Origin of the sequence: Chryseobacterium sp. MIQD13 (genome assembly GCF_050496705.1) — a bacterium.
Lineage (GTDB): Bacteria > Bacteroidota > Bacteroidia > Flavobacteriales > Weeksellaceae > Chryseobacterium.
The window spans coordinates 234,934-250,129 of sequence record NZ_JBNWAF010000002.1; the positions used below are offsets into that span (position 1 = coordinate 234,934).

General features: G+C 38.2%; 14 protein-coding genes and 1 riboswitch. Of the genes, 2 read left to right on the top strand and 12 right to left on the bottom strand.

The window, feature by feature from the left end; translation table 11 throughout:
- The first annotated feature begins 39 nt into the window (after positions 1-39).
- Both ACQWU4_RS08235 and ACQWU4_RS08240 read left to right on the top strand, forming a co-directional pair.
- Complete coding sequence (locus ACQWU4_RS08235) at positions 40-1,245, top strand: MFS transporter (protein ID WP_429935282.1); 1,206 nt, start codon at positions 40-42, stop codon at positions 1,243-1,245.
- Positions 1,246-1,373: 128 nt separating this feature from the next.
- Positions 1,374-2,147 (top strand): T9SS type A sorting domain-containing protein, encoded by a 774-nt coding sequence (locus ACQWU4_RS08240; RefSeq protein WP_429935283.1) that lies wholly within the window; start codon positions 1,374-1,376, stop codon positions 2,145-2,147.
- Positions 2,148-2,272: 125 nt separating this feature from the next.
- On the opposite strand, the gene ACQWU4_RS08245 is transcribed toward ACQWU4_RS08240, so the two are convergent.
- From ACQWU4_RS08245 to ACQWU4_RS08300, 12 genes are all read right to left on the bottom strand, one after another.
- The gene (locus tag ACQWU4_RS08245) at positions 2,273-4,552 is read right to left on the bottom strand and encodes a DUF5074 domain-containing protein (protein WP_429935284.1); all 2,280 of its coding nucleotides are present in this window, start codon (positions 4,550-4,552) and stop codon (positions 2,273-2,275) included.
- Between the two features lie 35 nt (positions 4,553-4,587).
- On the bottom strand, positions 4,588-5,796 hold the full coding sequence (locus ACQWU4_RS08250) for a cell surface protein (protein ID WP_429935285.1): 1,209 nt from the start codon (positions 5,794-5,796) through the stop codon (positions 4,588-4,590).
- An 11-nt stretch (positions 5,797-5,807) separates the two neighbouring features.
- The gene (locus ACQWU4_RS08255) at positions 5,808-6,941 is read right to left on the bottom strand and encodes a YncE family protein (RefSeq protein ID WP_429935286.1); all 1,134 of its coding nucleotides are present in this window, start codon (positions 6,939-6,941) and stop codon (positions 5,808-5,810) included.
- Positions 6,938-8,968: a TonB-dependent receptor plug domain-containing protein gene (locus ACQWU4_RS08260; protein WP_429935287.1), complete on the bottom strand. Its 2,031-nt coding sequence runs from the start codon at positions 8,966-8,968 to the stop codon at positions 6,938-6,940. Before ACQWU4_RS08260 ends, ACQWU4_RS08255 begins: the two co-directional genes overlap by 4 nt.
- A 109-nt stretch (positions 8,969-9,077) precedes the next feature.
- Positions 9,078-9,262: riboswitch (cobalamin riboswitch) on the bottom strand.
- A 179-nt stretch (positions 9,263-9,441) separates the two neighbouring features.
- Positions 9,442-10,401 carry a transporter gene (locus ACQWU4_RS08265; RefSeq protein WP_429935288.1) on the bottom strand — a complete coding sequence of 320 codons (960 nt, stop codon included), beginning with the start codon at positions 10,399-10,401 and terminating at the stop codon, positions 9,442-9,444.
- Entirely contained in the window at positions 10,398-11,441 is a 1,044-nt protein-coding gene (locus tag ACQWU4_RS08270; RefSeq protein ID WP_429935289.1) for a cytochrome-c peroxidase, read from the bottom strand. Before ACQWU4_RS08270 ends, ACQWU4_RS08265 begins: the two co-directional genes overlap by 4 nt.
- Positions 11,434-12,261, bottom strand: coding sequence for an MbnP family protein (locus ACQWU4_RS08275; RefSeq protein WP_429935290.1), 828 nt, complete (start codon positions 12,259-12,261; stop codon positions 11,434-11,436). Before ACQWU4_RS08275 ends, ACQWU4_RS08270 begins: the two co-directional genes overlap by 8 nt.
- Before the next feature lie 212 nt (positions 12,262-12,473).
- Positions 12,474-12,842, bottom strand: a complete 369-nt coding sequence (locus ACQWU4_RS08280) for a hypothetical protein (protein WP_429935291.1) — start codon at positions 12,840-12,842, stop codon at positions 12,474-12,476.
- Positions 12,843-12,844: 2 nt separating this feature from the next.
- Positions 12,845-13,519 (bottom strand): superoxide dismutase, encoded by a 675-nt coding sequence (locus tag ACQWU4_RS08285; protein WP_429935292.1) that lies wholly within the window; start codon positions 13,517-13,519, stop codon positions 12,845-12,847.
- Between the two features lie 32 nt (positions 13,520-13,551).
- Positions 13,552-14,235: an SCO family protein gene (locus ACQWU4_RS08290; protein ID WP_429935293.1), complete on the bottom strand. Its 684-nt coding sequence runs from the start codon at positions 14,233-14,235 to the stop codon at positions 13,552-13,554.
- Positions 14,222-14,497, bottom strand: a complete 276-nt coding sequence (locus ACQWU4_RS08295; protein WP_429935294.1) for a YHS domain-containing protein — start codon at positions 14,495-14,497, stop codon at positions 14,222-14,224. The genes ACQWU4_RS08290 and ACQWU4_RS08295 overlap by 14 nt, the downstream gene beginning before the upstream one ends.
- A gap of 170 nt (positions 14,498-14,667) precedes the next feature.
- Positions 14,668-15,030 (bottom strand): hypothetical protein, encoded by a 363-nt coding sequence (locus tag ACQWU4_RS08300; protein WP_429935295.1) that lies wholly within the window; start codon positions 15,028-15,030, stop codon positions 14,668-14,670.
- Positions 15,031-15,196 lie beyond the last annotated feature (166 nt).

Sequence of the window (15,196 nt, forward strand, 5' to 3'; positions counted from 1 at the left end):
ATTCATCAGATGACATGATGAATTTAAAATTTTCAATTCATGAAAAATCCACAGTCCCAAACCATTGATACAACTAAGATTGTTTATCCGATCCTATTTATGATCAGTTTTTCTCATTTTCTGAATGATCTGATACAATCTACCATCCCATCATTGTATCCAATCCTGAAGGGTGAATTCAGCCTGTCCTTTGCACAGATCGGTATTATTACATTGGTATTTCAGCTTACGGCATCCATTTTACAGCCATTTGTCGGAATTTATACTGATAAAAAGCCCAATCCAAGATCATTAGCCATAGGTATGGGATTTTCAATGGCCGGATTACTACTTTTGGCATCATCTCATCAATATTACATGATTCTTGTTTCAGTTGCTTTAATCGGTATGGGATCATCAATTTTTCATCCTGAAGCTTCCAGAGTGGCACAACTGGCATCCGGAGGACAAAAAGGACTTGCCCAATCTATCTTTCAGGTAGGAGGAAATTCAGGAAGCGCTATCGGTCCATTATTGGTTGCTCTGATTGTACTTCCTTTAGGTCAGGGTTATGTAGGGCTTTTTGCCATAGCAGCGTTCGTAGGAATTATAGTATTATGGAGAATCGGAAACTGGTACGCTGAAAGGTTATTGTTAAAAAAAACAGTTCAGCACCCGGACAATATTATTACAATACAGCTGTCACGCAAAAAAGTCATATTTTCAATTATCGTTTTGCTGGCACTGGTATTTTCCAAATATATTTACCTGGCATCAATGACTAATTATTTTACATTCTTTCTTATCGATAAGTTTCATATTTCTGTAAAAGATTCCCAACTGTATCTATTTATGTTTCTGGCTGCAGTTGCAATAGGAACAATTCTGGGCGGAAAACTGGGTGATAAATACGGAAGGAAAAAAATCATTTGGGTCTCCATTCTGGGAGCTGCACCTTTTACTCTATGCCTTCCCTACCTTCCATTGCTATGGACGGTAATATTTGCTGTTTTAATCGGATTAATTATTGCATCAGCATTCTCTGCAATCCTGGTATATGCTACGGATCTTATGCCCAATAAAATAGGATTGGTTGCAGGTTTGTTTTTCGGATTCATGTTTGGTATGGGTGGAATCGGCTCAGCTGTTCTTGGGGCTTTGGCCGATGATACGAGTATTGAATATGTATTTAAAATCTGTGCCTTCCTGCCTCTTATGGGTATCATAACTGCTTTCCTGCCCAATATTAAAGGACGAAAAAAATAATCCAAACAAAGCCATATTGAAGAATATTTTAAAATAAAATTATAATTCACATTAACTAGAAATAATATTGTAAACATATACTTTTATGCTTAAATTTGAATGAAACATTAACCAAAAACTTCTAAAGCATGAAATCTATTCTATTTTCAAAAAGCCGCCTTTTTCAGGCTGCATTATTTCTAGGATTTTTATTTCAATCAAACAACAGCCAGGCACAAAGCAGAATTTATGCCCATGACCAGGTTTCCAATGTATACGGAGTATGTCTGGCTTGTGGTGTACAGAATCCCCTGAATGCTCTGGGAGATAACGAAGACAATTATTCTACCATGGTCATGGGTACCGTTTTATTAGGAGGTGTTGAACAGACCTTGAGATTCCCTGAAGTGAGGATCAACACCAAATTAGTAATCGGTATCGGCACTAATGACATTCCTCTGACAGTTCAGCTTTTAAGCGGCGTATATATAGAAACACTGAGTGGAACAACAGCCAATAATGACAGCCAAATGATAACCGGTAATTTACTGAAGCTTGCAGATAATCCTACCAGAGCAACTATTGAGCTTATTCCTGCCAGCTCATATAATGCAGTTAAAATAAGACTGAGTGGTGGTGTATTAAGCCTTGGCGGCGGATTCAGAATCTATTACGCTTATCAGGATCCTCTTGCCAACATTCTGGCATACAGTAAAAACGGACAGATCACTCTGGGAGGTAATGTTCCGTTAGAAGGATCTGAAGTTACGTTAAGAAATGCTTCAGGAAAAGAGATACACAGGTCTATCCTGAAATCTAAAACTTTCGAAATGTCTTCACCACAACCGGAAGGAATTTATATTCTGACAATAGAAACAAAAGATAAAAAGGTATATTCACGTAAAATTAGGATTACCAATTAAAATACTTGAGGAATAAGGTTCCGGCGGGCTTTCAGCCCGCCGGAATTATTTTATCTGATAATGTAATAAAAAATCGGCGGCCCGAAGGGCCGCCGATCCATTGAAATAAAAATAGACTGTGAAAACTATTTCTTGATCAATTTCTGCTGGTACACTGCCTTGTCAGTTACAGCCTTCAGAATATACATTCCATTTGGAAGCATACTTACATTAATCTGACCATTGTTAAGCTGTGTATTAATCATTTTACCGGAAGCATCGTAAACAGAAACATTTAAGATTTTCTCCTGAGTTTTAATAGTAAGAATATCGGTAACCGGATTCGGATAGATACTGAATTCAATTTTCTTCACTTCTGCAGTGGCTAAAGTAGAAGTTGTACTGTTGACAGTAAGTACTTTTTCAACAACCTTTCCGTTTGAATTAAAGCTGATCTTAATCTCAGACGTCCCTGAAGCAACCGGAGTCAATACAAGTTCATCATTAGCATTGATTATTGCAGAAACAACTGCTGGATTTGAATTCGATTTAATTGATTTTACAATTGCCGATGAAAGATTATCCTCATCAGAAACTATTGTCTTCAGATCAATTGTAGATACAGACCCCAGGTTAACCTGTGACGGGAAAGTACTGCTTACAATCGGAAGTGTATTATCCGGGAATACAGCCAAAGCCGGGAACCAGTAATAATCATTAAGTATTTTCGTATTCGTAAGAGTTCCGCTGGTATTAAAAGTATGAATCCAGTTTTTCTGGTAGTGTGCTCCATAACCGCTTTCCGTAGTATTGAGAATCAGCTCATCGGTGGTTGGATTGACACGAAGACCTGCACCGTAAGGAATCTGTTTGTAAGTTCCTGTCTGGCCCGGAATTGTTGCAAAACTTTCATTGAACGCTTTCGTCGTTACATCAAATTTCACAATTTGTGTCCCTGAGCTGAAACTGTTAATGGAATTAATCCAATATAAAACATTCTGCTTACTGCTCGCTGAAAAACTTCCCGCATTCCATGCTCCCCAAGAACCCAGATACTTAGTTGTTGGAATATTATAAACAGTTGTTGCAAAAGTCGTTGGATTTATATTCACTAATTTCTGATCCTGAATAGCCCAGATACTTCCGTCTTTTGCCTGAACAACAGAATGAAAAGCTCCCGGTACCGTATTAATCAGAGTATCGGTAGCCGGATCAATTACTAAAATCCCCGCAGACTGTTTTACTGCAAATACATATTTAGAAGAACGGATCATATTTCCGATTTGCCCCGCGTATTGACCGCCTCCGCCAGTTCCGGCAATTAAGCTTCCAACCTGTAAATTGGCAATATCAAATACATAAACTCCGTTAGAAGCTCCGATATACCCTTTGTTTTCATTAACACCTACAAAAGATCTTCCGTCACCACCTCCTATATTGTTAAAACCTGCAATTTTCTGCATTGTCTGTGCATTGGCAACAACAAGCCTTCCTCCCGGTGTATATTGAGTATCTCCTCCATCTGCTGCCTGCTTTGAGACAAAATAAAATTTATCCCCATAGATTGTTCCATACTGCGTTGTTGCGCCAAAAGCCTGGTTATTATTAGCATTACTGTATACACGGTAGTTAACCTGACCATTATTATCGATAAAATTTACAGAACCGTTCGTATGCCCGAACCATTCTTCATTCACCATAAAGTAACCTGTAGTAAAATTAGTAGAAGCTACATAAGATGACACTGGAGTTAATGTAGAAGAAATAGGGAAAGAATTCATTCCCGGATTAAAGTTCCATACATCCCATGAACCGTTCTGAAGCACGCGGGAAGAAGCCCCTACCCCGGAATATCCAAAATCAGCATCCGAAGGATCCTTCACCCAATAAGACCAGTAGCTGTTATACCATCCTGATCCCCAATGATCACCGGTATCTGCCGCAGTATAATCATCAAAATCATAGGCTGCTGTATTTACGATACCGCTCACAGGATAAAGAGGATAGGTTGTATTTCCATTTTTGTAAAGTGCATTACTATTCTGTCCGTTCAGGTCAAAACCCAGACCTCCAATAGCTGTTCCGAACTGTGTTCCGGGATAAAGCAATGTGAAAAATCTGTGATCCGCCTGCGCAATGGCTTTCAGCATATCTTCCCCCGTAGCATTACCGTTCCATCTGAATCCCCATACCAAAGCATCAGGATTTTTACTGTCGTTCCACTGTACAACGAAAGCCGCTTGGTTTGTCCCGCTTCCAACCCAATACTGGATATCAGAAAAACTGATGTTGGTCGTTACTGTAGCGTTCAGCTGATTGCTGCTCGTCCCCTGAATATCATTCCTGGGTACACCCTGTACTCTTACCTGTGCATTGGCAAAGAACGCAAACAGAAACAGTACCGTAAAAAGGTAAAACTTTTTCATTTTGAATATATTTATTAAATTTTGTAGTCCGTATTTTAATTAAAGTGCAGATCATAAGCGCCTGCCACTTCTGTAGAAACTTCCCCAAGCCAGCCGGCTTCCTGATTGACTCCCGTATATACCTTAATAAAATCGATACCCGGAAGCTTTACATATTTCCCGTTTTTATCTACAGCCCAGGAAATATCAATATTGGAAGCTTCATCATTATTCGGTGCATTGTCTGCATAGCCATAGTCATAAGACGTTCCCACCCAATAAGTCCCCGTTCCGCTCTGGTCGTAAAAATTATCTTTAAGTCTGGTTCCTGTCAGGCTGTAAGAAGCATTCTGAAACCATAAAGGATAATAGCTTTGTGCATGGAAGGTGTTTTTAGTTTTAAATCCAGAATTCCCAAAATCATCCTGCCATTTGATGTACTCCACATCAGTCTGCCAAAACTCACTTCCGGGAACGGGGGGCTTGTTTTCATTGGGTTTGAAATAAGTTATGCTATAATTTTTTGTAGTTGAATTTTTAAAATATTCGCTGCCGGCAATCTCATACCATTCATCTTCGTCCGGCTTGCCGTTTTTATTTTTATCATAGGCTACCATAATAATTCCGGGTTCGCAGGAACCTGATCTTGTTGTGGCTGCATTATTTCCCCAGAATGCATTACCCAGGATTTTGAAATCCCTTCCTTCAAGATTCGGAATCGTATGATCAAAGCCGAAGGAAACATATCCTCCGAAACCTCCCAACGTAATCATAGTAGAATTCCCTCCTATTAAAGACTCTTTTGCTTTTTGGAGCATGCTTGCCTCGGTATTTCCACTAACATATTCCGGAACTTCATTGATAAACTGCCCGACAGCAGGACGGAATTCAAAAACATCCTTAATATATTTACTGTAAGGTGTCTGCTCTTTATTTACTATAATCTGTGATTGATAAACCTTCACAACTCCCTTTACTTCAACTTTCAGGGCTAAAGGATAAGTTTTGGTGTAGACACTTACAAAATCCAGCTGCTGCTGATCGGAAATAATGGAATCCTTAATACTCCACGTCAGCTTGCCTTCAATTTTCGGATCTATATTCAATAGCTTCAGCCTGTCGATCGTATAGGATTCTTTAAGAACTTCTGCAGGAAATATTACTTCTTCCGCAACTTCTTCAGTGTCGCTTTTACAGGCTGCCATTGCCAGCAAAACCGAAGAAAAAAGCACTGTCTTTACAATTTGTATTGTTTTTCTTTCCATTCTTTTTCTGATTATTTATATAAAAAAGTAAAATGGGCGGGGATATTTCCACCTTCAGTCTTCCACTTAAATTTTCCGGTTTTATCAAAACAGTATACATATCCGGTAGTCACATAATTTCTGGCATCTGTAAGGTAAATATCCTCTGTATAAGGATTTACAGCAATTCCATAAGGTGCCTTGATCTCATCTGCATACTGCTGGTCAATAATTTTAGTAGCAATAACCTGCTCGGTCTTGACATCTATAATTCCGAAGGTCTTGACGTAGGAATGGGTATTGTAATTAAATTCATTTCCATAGTAATACAGCTTATCATTCACAATCGTCATTCCGCTTACAGCAACATGAAAATCTTTTTTCACAGTTCCTGTTGCTGCATCTACAAGAAACAGACTGGACGGAATATTGTAATAATCTCCCCTGGAGCTGACATACAGATCTCCGTAATTATCTTTCTGCAGACGATGAAGATTAATCGCGACGTCAATTTTTTTTGTTTGTGTAAAAGTGTTCAGGTCAATAACAGAAACAGTTCTGTCATAGTTAGGGAACATATATCCTCCGGAATTTGCTACAAAAAGCTGATCTCCGATAATTTCCATTTCTTCAGGCTGATATCCTACCACGACCTGCCTTTCAATGCTAAGTGAGGTGGTATCAATTTCAACTACTTTTCCCGGTGGAGAATTTGGATTCAGCTCAACGGGGCCGGCGTAGCTGCTTGCATATATTTTATTTCCTTTGAAAGACATGTAACGGCAGTTTTGCAGCTGTATCGTTTTGATGCGTTTTGCAGTTTTGGCGTCCAATACTTCTATTTTATTGGAAACATTAACCACTACATACATTTTACTTCCATAAATCATAATGTCATTCCCCACATCTCCCAACTCTTTTACCACACTTGGATTTATTTCTGCATAAATATTCTTGTGGTAGGTTCCTGTTGCGTAATCGAAATAATCGAGCGTACATTTGTTGCTGCCCATATTTCCTTCATTTAAAAGATAGAATCCTTTAATCGGAGTATCTTCCCCTGTACTTACCTCATCTTTTTCGGAAGGAACAACATAATCATCCGTCCGGCAGGAAAACAGGAATAGCAATGCAAAAGCCAGCAGGCAAAAGTTCAGTTTTTTCATAATGTAAAGCTTACAATGAGTTTAAAATTTCTTCCGGGCATAGGATAATTCCTTACCACGTCATAGTATTGATCCAGTACATTGTTGACCTCAAAACCTGCCTTAAGCTGGTGTGAATGCCAATTGAATTTTTTCTGGATAGATAAATCATGAGTATACCACGGCTGCAGATAATTGGCCCGGATATTATTCAGCTGGGCATCATAACGTTCTCCGGTATACATAAAACTATAGTTGAAACTCCAGTCTTTATAATCTGTCATCAGCGTAAAGGTGAGAGCATGCCACGGCACATAAGGAATCTGATCTCCGTAATAGTCTTCTTTTTTATCGGTATAATCTCCGGCCCGCTGATAAGTATAGCTCACGAGGGGTTTTAGTTTAACTTTACTGATATCAAATTCAGCCTGGATATTAACATCTGTCCCGATGATCTTTACATTACCCAGATTGGTCATCATCCATCTGAAAAGATTGGTAGTAGGAACAGCTACAATCTTATTCTCCACTTCATTATAATATCCGTCCACTTTCACATAAATTCCTTTAAAAACTTTGTGGTCATAGAGTTTCTGATAGGTAAATCCAATATCATACTGATTCGTATACTCAGGTTTCAGCATCACGTTTCCGATCATTGTGTAGTAGAGGTCGTTGAAAGTAGGCATCCTGAAAACTCTTTTGTAAAAAGCTCTTAGTGTAAAATCTTTGGATTCGGACGGCTGGTAATTCAGGAAAGCAGAAGGTGTCCATTCGGTTTTGTCCGGAGATTTGGCATTCATTTTTACATTTTCATGAACAAATGTTCCCAAAATACTCCCTAAAAACTTAAACCTGTTCCATTGATAAGTAGTAGCAAAAGAAAGCAGTGAGGTATGGCGGGTGGGATATGAAAAATCCCTCAGGCTAGCATCAAGATTATTGTACTGAAAGTCAAAACTCCCGCTTACATCCCAGTTCTTATTGATGGAATAAATATTTGATGTGGAAAAATAAAGTTCTCTCTGTATGTAAGAATTATCTATTGGCAAAACCGTTGTCGCAACATTAACTGTATCTAGAAATCTGGTATAGTCATAGCCAAATTTGGCTTTGACCTGGGTTTCAAATTTCGGAAACAGTTTTTTTCTGAAGCTGGCCTGAACAAAATAATTTTCATCCAGCATTTGCTGGCCTTTCGGTCCGAAATCATTATTAACAACAGCAGTAGGAATTCCTCGGTCTGAAATATAGCCGTATCCGCGTACACTCCAGCTTCCTTCATTTATGGTTCCGTTAAAACTGGTTTCAAAACGTTTAGCACGGATATAGGAATCATACCTTCTGGCAATCGTATCATTCGCAACAGATCCGTCAGAATTCTTTTTCTCATATTTATACTTATACAATCCGTCACTTTGTACAAACTCCGAACTGAAACTTGCCGAAACTTTATCAGAGATCTTCTGTTCCAGGCGGAATGAAGGATTGAATAAACTTATCGACCCTAATTTTAATTTAACCGTTAAGTTCGTTTTCTGATCTTCTTTAAAAACAGGTATTTTAGGCTGAAGATAAATAGATCCCGAAGAGCCGAAATCTTTTGCAGGCTGGAAGATCTCACTTTTCTGGCCGTTGTATAAAGAAACAGCCTCAATATCATCTAGGGAGAATTTTCCAAGATCCACGATTCCGTTCTGAACATTCCCCAATTGAATACCGTCGTAGAAAACCCCAACATGCTGGCTTCCCATACTCCGGATATTCACCGTTTTCAGTCCGCCCATTCCACCATAATCTTTGATCTGTACTCCTGAAAAATACCGTAAAGCATCAGCCACAGACTGGCTGTTCAGCCTTTCAAGCTGCTCACCGGAAAGTATCTGAGCCGGAAGAATTTCTTTAAAATCTTTTTTATAAATCCGGATGGGAAGAATTGTTTTCTCCCGGATCGTATCTCCGGATTGCGAAAACAAAATTTGAGATGCTGCCACAAATAATGTGATAACCCCTTTTTGAAACCGTGAAACAGTAAGTTTTCTGACCATTAGCTCATTTGGAATAATGCAGACGCTAATGGATATAAGATAGCAACGACAAAGCACAGCTGTCACTGCACAGAATCATTGTTGTCCTAAGCTTTATTCCACGAAAGCATCAAACGTTTATCCTCCGGCAGGTCTTCTGACTTACTCCGTTTTTGAAATCCTTCCCATTAAAAAACAGTGGATATAATCTTCAAAAACTTTGATGTGGAGCTTACAGCAGCGGGTCTGTTCCGGATTTTCACCGGATTCCCTTTTAAGTGCTTTTTACAGCGCACCAGATTGCGGCAAAGATAGAAAATTATTGACAGATGCAATACAAGACATAATAATTTAATTTTCAGCAATAAAAACCGGCGGCTTCGGGAGCCTCAGCCACCAGTTTCAGAACCCATCATTAAGGATAGAATAATAGTATGTTTAAGATTGAATCAACCACTTTTGGTGGCTGAGGCTCTCGAAACCATCATTCCTCATCAAATCCCAAAATTCAGAAAAATACTGAATCTAGATTTCGCTTCAATATCTCCTCCCGCCAGATTGGAATACGCAGGAAGCATCACTTCACCACCGAGACTAAATTTTTTATAGGAAGCTTCAAAACCCAGCTTCCCGTATAAAGCACTTCCTGCTGTATTGGGTAGTGCTTCATTAAACTGCCTGTTTTTGTCATACACTTCGCCTTGAAGTCCTGCCTTCGCAGATAAAATGGCTTTTTCATTTCCTGTAATCTGATAAAATCCTGTTGCCGCATAATTCCATTGGTTTCCAAAATGGTAATGCTTTTTATTTTCTGTTTTCACTGTATAATCTGTATTGATCAGTAAAGCCAGCTTATTCTTCTGAAATTTATAGTTTAAAACTGCCTGATAATCCCAACTGCCCGTTCCGAGCTGAAAACTTGGATTGACCCCGGAAATTCCTTTTTCATCAAATTTCCCCAAAGGAACTTTTATCCCCAGACCACCATTAAGCTGATGAAAATTATCTTTGGAATTAATGATCCTGTAGATTCCCATCAGATTTAAATCTCCGATACCATTGATGTTGATATCTCCCTGCATGGTTTTCTTTTCGTGAAAATGAAAAGGCAGACTGGCATATACACTCAGTTTTTCAGTCAAAGGGATTTTTCCCCAAATCTGCATGGTATTGAAATACTGATCCTGTGTGAGATCTTTTACAAAAAGGTTTTCTTTTGCTCTATAATGCTGGGCAAAATACTTAATCCCGATAAATTGCGGATTCAGCAAAGATTCAAAACCGGAGGAGCCGTTTCCTGCCGCACAGCCACAGGCATCACAGTCATCAAGGATATTTCTGTTAATATCATCAGAAATATCAATACTGTCGTTAATTATTGCAGCCTGACAAACAAATGAGAAAGCCAGACTGATTATAAAAATTATTCTTTTAAAGTTTATAGTAATGTTCATTCTGCAAATTTTGGATTGGAAATAAAGCTTTTATCAGACAAGGTTTTCAAAAAGGCAATGATAAACTGCTTTTCCTGAGCATTCATTGCAATTCCTATATGTCCGTTCTGTTTAAGCTGCGGATCAAGGTTGGGATTATCCTCTACATTATCCGAATAGAAATTAAGAACAGCTTCCAGCGTGTAAAATCTTCCGTCGTGCATATAGGGAGCAGTATATTCTATGTTTCTAAGGCTCGGAACGCGGAATTTCATCCAGTCATTCTGATCAAGCGTTACACGGTAACGTCCTGCATCTTTGAATTGCGTATTGTAATACATTCCGGTATTTCTGAAGCTTTCATCAGTAAATAATTCTCCGCTGTGGCAGGAAGCACATTTCTGCTGAAATAAACTCTTTCCCTGATTTTCTTCAGAAGTAAGAATTTCTCTTCCCTGCCTGAACCTGTCATATTTCGAATCAGCAGAGATCATGCTTGCCATAAACTGTGACAGGGCTTTCAGAACCCTTTCTCCGGTAATATTTTCATCTCCGTATGCGGCCATGAAAAGCTTTTTATACTTTTGGTCTTCCTTCAGTTTTGATATCACTTCAGGCATGGAACTATCCATTTCGTTTTCATCTGTAATCGGGCTGATAGGCTGCTCATTCAGATTATGGATCACACCGTCCCACATATATCTTTTCAGAAAAGCCATATTCTGGACAGGCGGTGCATTCCGGATTCCTATTCTATCGTCTACACCATGACTTACTGTATGACCGTGATGGGTAAAAGCGTTTTCCTGAATATGACAGAAACCGCATGATATTGTATTATTTCTGGAAAGTTTTCCTTCGTAAAATAATTTTCGTCCTAATTCCACTCCGTTTTTGGTAACCGGATTTCCGGATGAATTGAAAGTCATTTCAGGGAAATAGGAAGGAAACTGCAACGGATAGGCTTCATCTTTTTCGAGTGGCCGGATCACCTCATCAGAACAGGATACACAATTCAGAAAAAGTATAGCCAATACTATTTTGGATAAAATTTTAATCATTGTGAACATGATCTACTTTAAACATTTTAGTCAGGTTATCCGTAACATCTGCCAAATGAGGACTTGATCCCATCATCATATTATTTTCCGCTGTAAGGGAAAGTGTTTTACCGCCGCTTAAAAACTGGTTGAGATCGGCAAGAATATGAACTGAAGGTTTTACCTGCGAAGTCACTCTGGCTGTCGTCGGCAAATTCAACGTAATTTCCCGGTAAAGATCCGGTGTGTTATTGGCTGCTACATTTCCCATATTTCCGGTATGATTCATAAAGTTTGTATCTGCCGTACTGTTGCCATATTTCCCTTCCAGTTTCACAAAAACATAGCCTGCTGCCCAGGACCATGACATCCCTTTAGTTTTTGCTTTGGTCCAGAATTCTGCCTGACCGTCCTGTCCGAGCAAGTACGCTTTCTGGCTGATCCCAAGTCCGAATTTCATTTTTTTGTAATTATTTTTAGGGACTCCGTTCAGGTCAACGTAGACAATTCCGGCTACTGCATCTGCCTGGTCTATGATAAAAGCTCCTTTATCAGGATTATTTTCATTGTATTTGAATTCGTTTCCGCTTTCGTCGATCAGTGTAATATTGCTGATTACGTATTTAAGGGTGGAAAAATTATGTTTCTGCCCTGCGGTAGAAGTCTGTACTGTTTGATTTAAAACAATATCACCAAGATTATTAAACCCATTCTCGAATTTGATCTGAAGATTCCCTGTGGAAGTATCCTGCGGATCGGCATCATCGCTGCTTTGACAAGATGATAAAGTGAGTAAAGTAAAGGCAATAAAGAATAATGATAAAAATTTATAAATTTTCATTTTTGATTTTTTAAGTTGAATTTTTTGAAATAGAGATTCTTTTGAATGAGTGAACATTCAATTTTTTTAAACCACAAAAGGCGCAAAAGTTCTTTTACACTTTAGTTATTTAAAGTGTATTGGAAAACTGAATAGAAGAGCACATAAGTTTTTGAAAATCTTTGATTTTCATACTATATAAACTTCTCTTTGTGGTTTGTAAAGGAGTAAACTTAAAAAACCGGTGGTCTGAAAATATGTTTTAGAAACAGAAAAGAATAGGCTGTTTCATAGAGAAAATTAAAATTCAGGGAGAAGAGTTCTCTTTCCGTCTGAATGGCTGATATTTCAGAAAGTGTATAAGTATCCAATACTTTCTGTCCTGAATTTTTGGTTTTGTTTAAAGGCGAGGAATCAGTATTATTTGTTTTCGCCAGTTCTTTGCTTAAGTAGCATTTCCCATTACAATGAAGCTCCGGCCTGCTTTTATTAATACAAAGAACGGTAGCAATATAGTTATAATTTACAGCATACTCCATCAATGGGATCAGGGGTCTGAACACCATGTAAAAAGTGAGGAATATGCTGCAAATTAAATTCATTTTTATTTTTTGCTTACTGCTTCGTCATATCTTCTGCTTACTTCTTTCCAGTTAAGCACATTCCAGATTGCAGTAAGGTAATCGGCTCTTTTGTTCTGGTATTTCAGGTAATAAGCGTGTTCCCATACATCAATCCCTAAAATCGGGGTTCCTTTTTCTTCTACTACATCCATCAGAGGATTATCCTGATTGGCTGTAGATGACACGAATAATTTTCCGTTCTTATCTACAGAAAGCCATGCCCATCCTGAACCGAAGCGGTCTGCTCCTGCTTTGCTGATCTTTTCTTTGAAAGCCTCCATGCTTCCAAAAGTTTCACTGATAGCTTTAGCCAGTTTTTCAGAAGGCTGTGTGTTTTTTACGGGAGTAAGAACTGTCCAGAAAAGTTCATGGTTGTAATGCCCTCCTGCATTGTTTCTTACTGCCGGTGAAAGCTTAGAAACTCCTGAAAGAATCTGGAAAAGGGTCTGTTTTTCCTGTGGGGTTCCTGCAATCGCTTTATTTAAATTGGCAACATAGGCAGCTGCATGCTTTGAATAATGGATTTCCATAGTCTGTGCATCCACTGATCCCTCCAGCGCATTGTATGCATACGGAAGCGGAGCCTGCTTAAACTGGGCAAAAGCAAACTGTGTGGCAAATACGGCACTTAAAGCTGCTATTTTCAAAATCTTCATAACGTTTTGTTTTTATGGTTTAACAATATTTCTTACTTCAATAGTTTTTTAATATCCTCGATCAGGATTTCCCTGTCGGGATGATATTTACCGTTAAGCTTTGGTGTTTTTCCTTCCGGATCTTCATAATTCAGCCCGGAATAATACAGGATTGGCATATTGTCTTTATTATACCTGCAGCGAATGTTTCCCTCTTTGTCTACAAGGGCGATCATTCCGCTGTGGTTCAGGCTTTCACTTTCGTCTTCCTTATCTCCTACATAGATATTGAACTGATCTGCCAGTTTTCCTATATAATCCCTGTCTCCGGTAAGAAAATGCCAGTCCGGTGATTTTGCTCCCACACTTTTGGCATGCTGTTTTAATGCTGCGGGTGTATCGTTTTCCGGGTCGATACTTATTGAGATAATTCCAAATTCGGGGCTGTTTACCTCATCTTCAATAAATCTCATATTACGGTTCATTACGGGGCAGATTGTTGGACACCTGCTGAAGAAAAATTCTACCAGATATACTTTCCCCAGCATATCTTTATTGGTGATTTTCTTATTATTCTGGTCGGTCAGTGTAAAATCGGGAACCTTCATTACGGTGTACAGGTTCTTTTTAAAGTATCCCATTCCTATACCTATTCCCAGAAAAAGCAGGGCAAAAATGGCTATCGGAATGATGACCTTTTTCTTTGCTCCGTTTTGGGGTTTATTATTTCTGGGCATATTTTTCCGGATTTTTTTTGAATTCGTCTTTACAAAGGCTGCTGCAAAAACCGTATGTTTTATTTTTATAGACTACTGTGTCTTTCATATCATCTTCTGTTTTCATATGACAAATCGGATCTTCGGCATTGGCAAATTTTACCTTTCTGATGCTTGATTTTGAAGATGAAGCACTTTTTTTATGTTTTACTTTTGGTGTTTCCTGGCCACAGGCGAATAATGAAACTGACAATAATGCAGTTAAAATAATTTTTGATTTCATTTTAATTGTAAATTGAAATTAATGATAGTATTGAACAAAGACAGAGGTATTATTTAAACTAAATTTAAAGTGATGTTAGCATGTATTTACATTCATAAGCACTTTACATATAGCAATAAGAGATGTTTTCACAGATTAAAACACCAACTATATATTTAGTTCAAAATAAATTAAGCTAAAGGAGGATGAAATATCCTGGTAAAATATTCTGAAGTATCATCTATACTATGATATGTATTGATCACTTTTAATTCGGAACCAGATTCTTTTTGAGCTAAAAATGAAAGAATATCGTGTGAAAGAAATACATCTAATCCTGCAATTTTTATAGTCTGGGAATTATTGGACTGTTTCTCTGTTTTTGCCAGTTCTTTACTTACGTAGCATTTCCCTTTACATGTAGATTGGGGAATATTTCTGTTTTCACAGAGGTTTTTTACAATATAATCATAGTTCACGGCATAGTTTACCAATGGCAAAACAGGGCGTAATGCGATGGTAAAAATGACGAATATGGATATAAGAAATCTCAATGAATTGGTTCTGTTTTACAAATATACTACTCAAATTGGGTTTATGGCTTATTTATGATGAATGTCATTGATTATTTTCGTTGAAACCTGATGAAAAAAACTCTGCTACAGTTGTAACAGAGTTTATGGGTTATTTTTTTCTCTCGCTGATTAGGCTGATTTCACA

Bases quoted from the DNA above. Each gene is read 5' to 3' on its own strand.
- ACQWU4_RS08235 (WP_429935282.1), top strand. From the start codon at position 40: ATGAAAAATCCACAGTCCCAAACCATTGATACAACTAAGATTGTTTAT.
- ACQWU4_RS08240 (WP_429935283.1), top strand. From the start codon at position 1,374: ATGAAATCTATTCTATTTTCAAAAAGCCGCCTTTTTCAGGCTGCATTA.
- ACQWU4_RS08245 (WP_429935284.1), bottom strand. From the start codon at position 4,552: ATGAAAAAGTTTTACCTTTTTACGGTACTGTTTCTGTTTGCGTTCTTT.
- ACQWU4_RS08255 (WP_429935286.1), bottom strand. From the start codon at position 6,941: ATGAAAAAACTGAACTTTTGCCTGCTGGCTTTTGCATTGCTATTCCTG.
- ACQWU4_RS08265 (WP_429935288.1), bottom strand. From the start codon at position 10,401: ATGAACATTACTATAAACTTTAAAAGAATAATTTTTATAATCAGTCTG.
- ACQWU4_RS08280 (WP_429935291.1), bottom strand. From the start codon at position 12,842: ATGAATTTAATTTGCAGCATATTCCTCACTTTTTACATGGTGTTCAGA.
- ACQWU4_RS08295 (WP_429935294.1), bottom strand. From the start codon at position 14,497: ATGAAATCAAAAATTATTTTAACTGCATTATTGTCAGTTTCATTATTC.
- ACQWU4_RS08260 (WP_429935287.1), bottom strand. From the start codon at position 8,968: ATGGTCAGAAAACTTACTGTTTCACGGTTTCAAAAAGGGGTTATCACA.
- ACQWU4_RS08275 (WP_429935290.1), bottom strand. From the start codon at position 12,261: ATGAAAATTTATAAATTTTTATCATTATTCTTTATTGCCTTTACTTTA.
- ACQWU4_RS08290 (WP_429935293.1), bottom strand. From the start codon at position 14,235: ATGCCCAGAAATAATAAACCCCAAAACGGAGCAAAGAAAAAGGTCATC.
- ACQWU4_RS08250 (WP_429935285.1), bottom strand. From the start codon at position 5,796: ATGGAAAGAAAAACAATACAAATTGTAAAGACAGTGCTTTTTTCTTCG.
- ACQWU4_RS08285 (WP_429935292.1), bottom strand. From the start codon at position 13,519: ATGAAGATTTTGAAAATAGCAGCTTTAAGTGCCGTATTTGCCACACAG.
- ACQWU4_RS08270 (WP_429935289.1), bottom strand. From the start codon at position 11,441: ATGATTAAAATTTTATCCAAAATAGTATTGGCTATACTTTTTCTGAAT.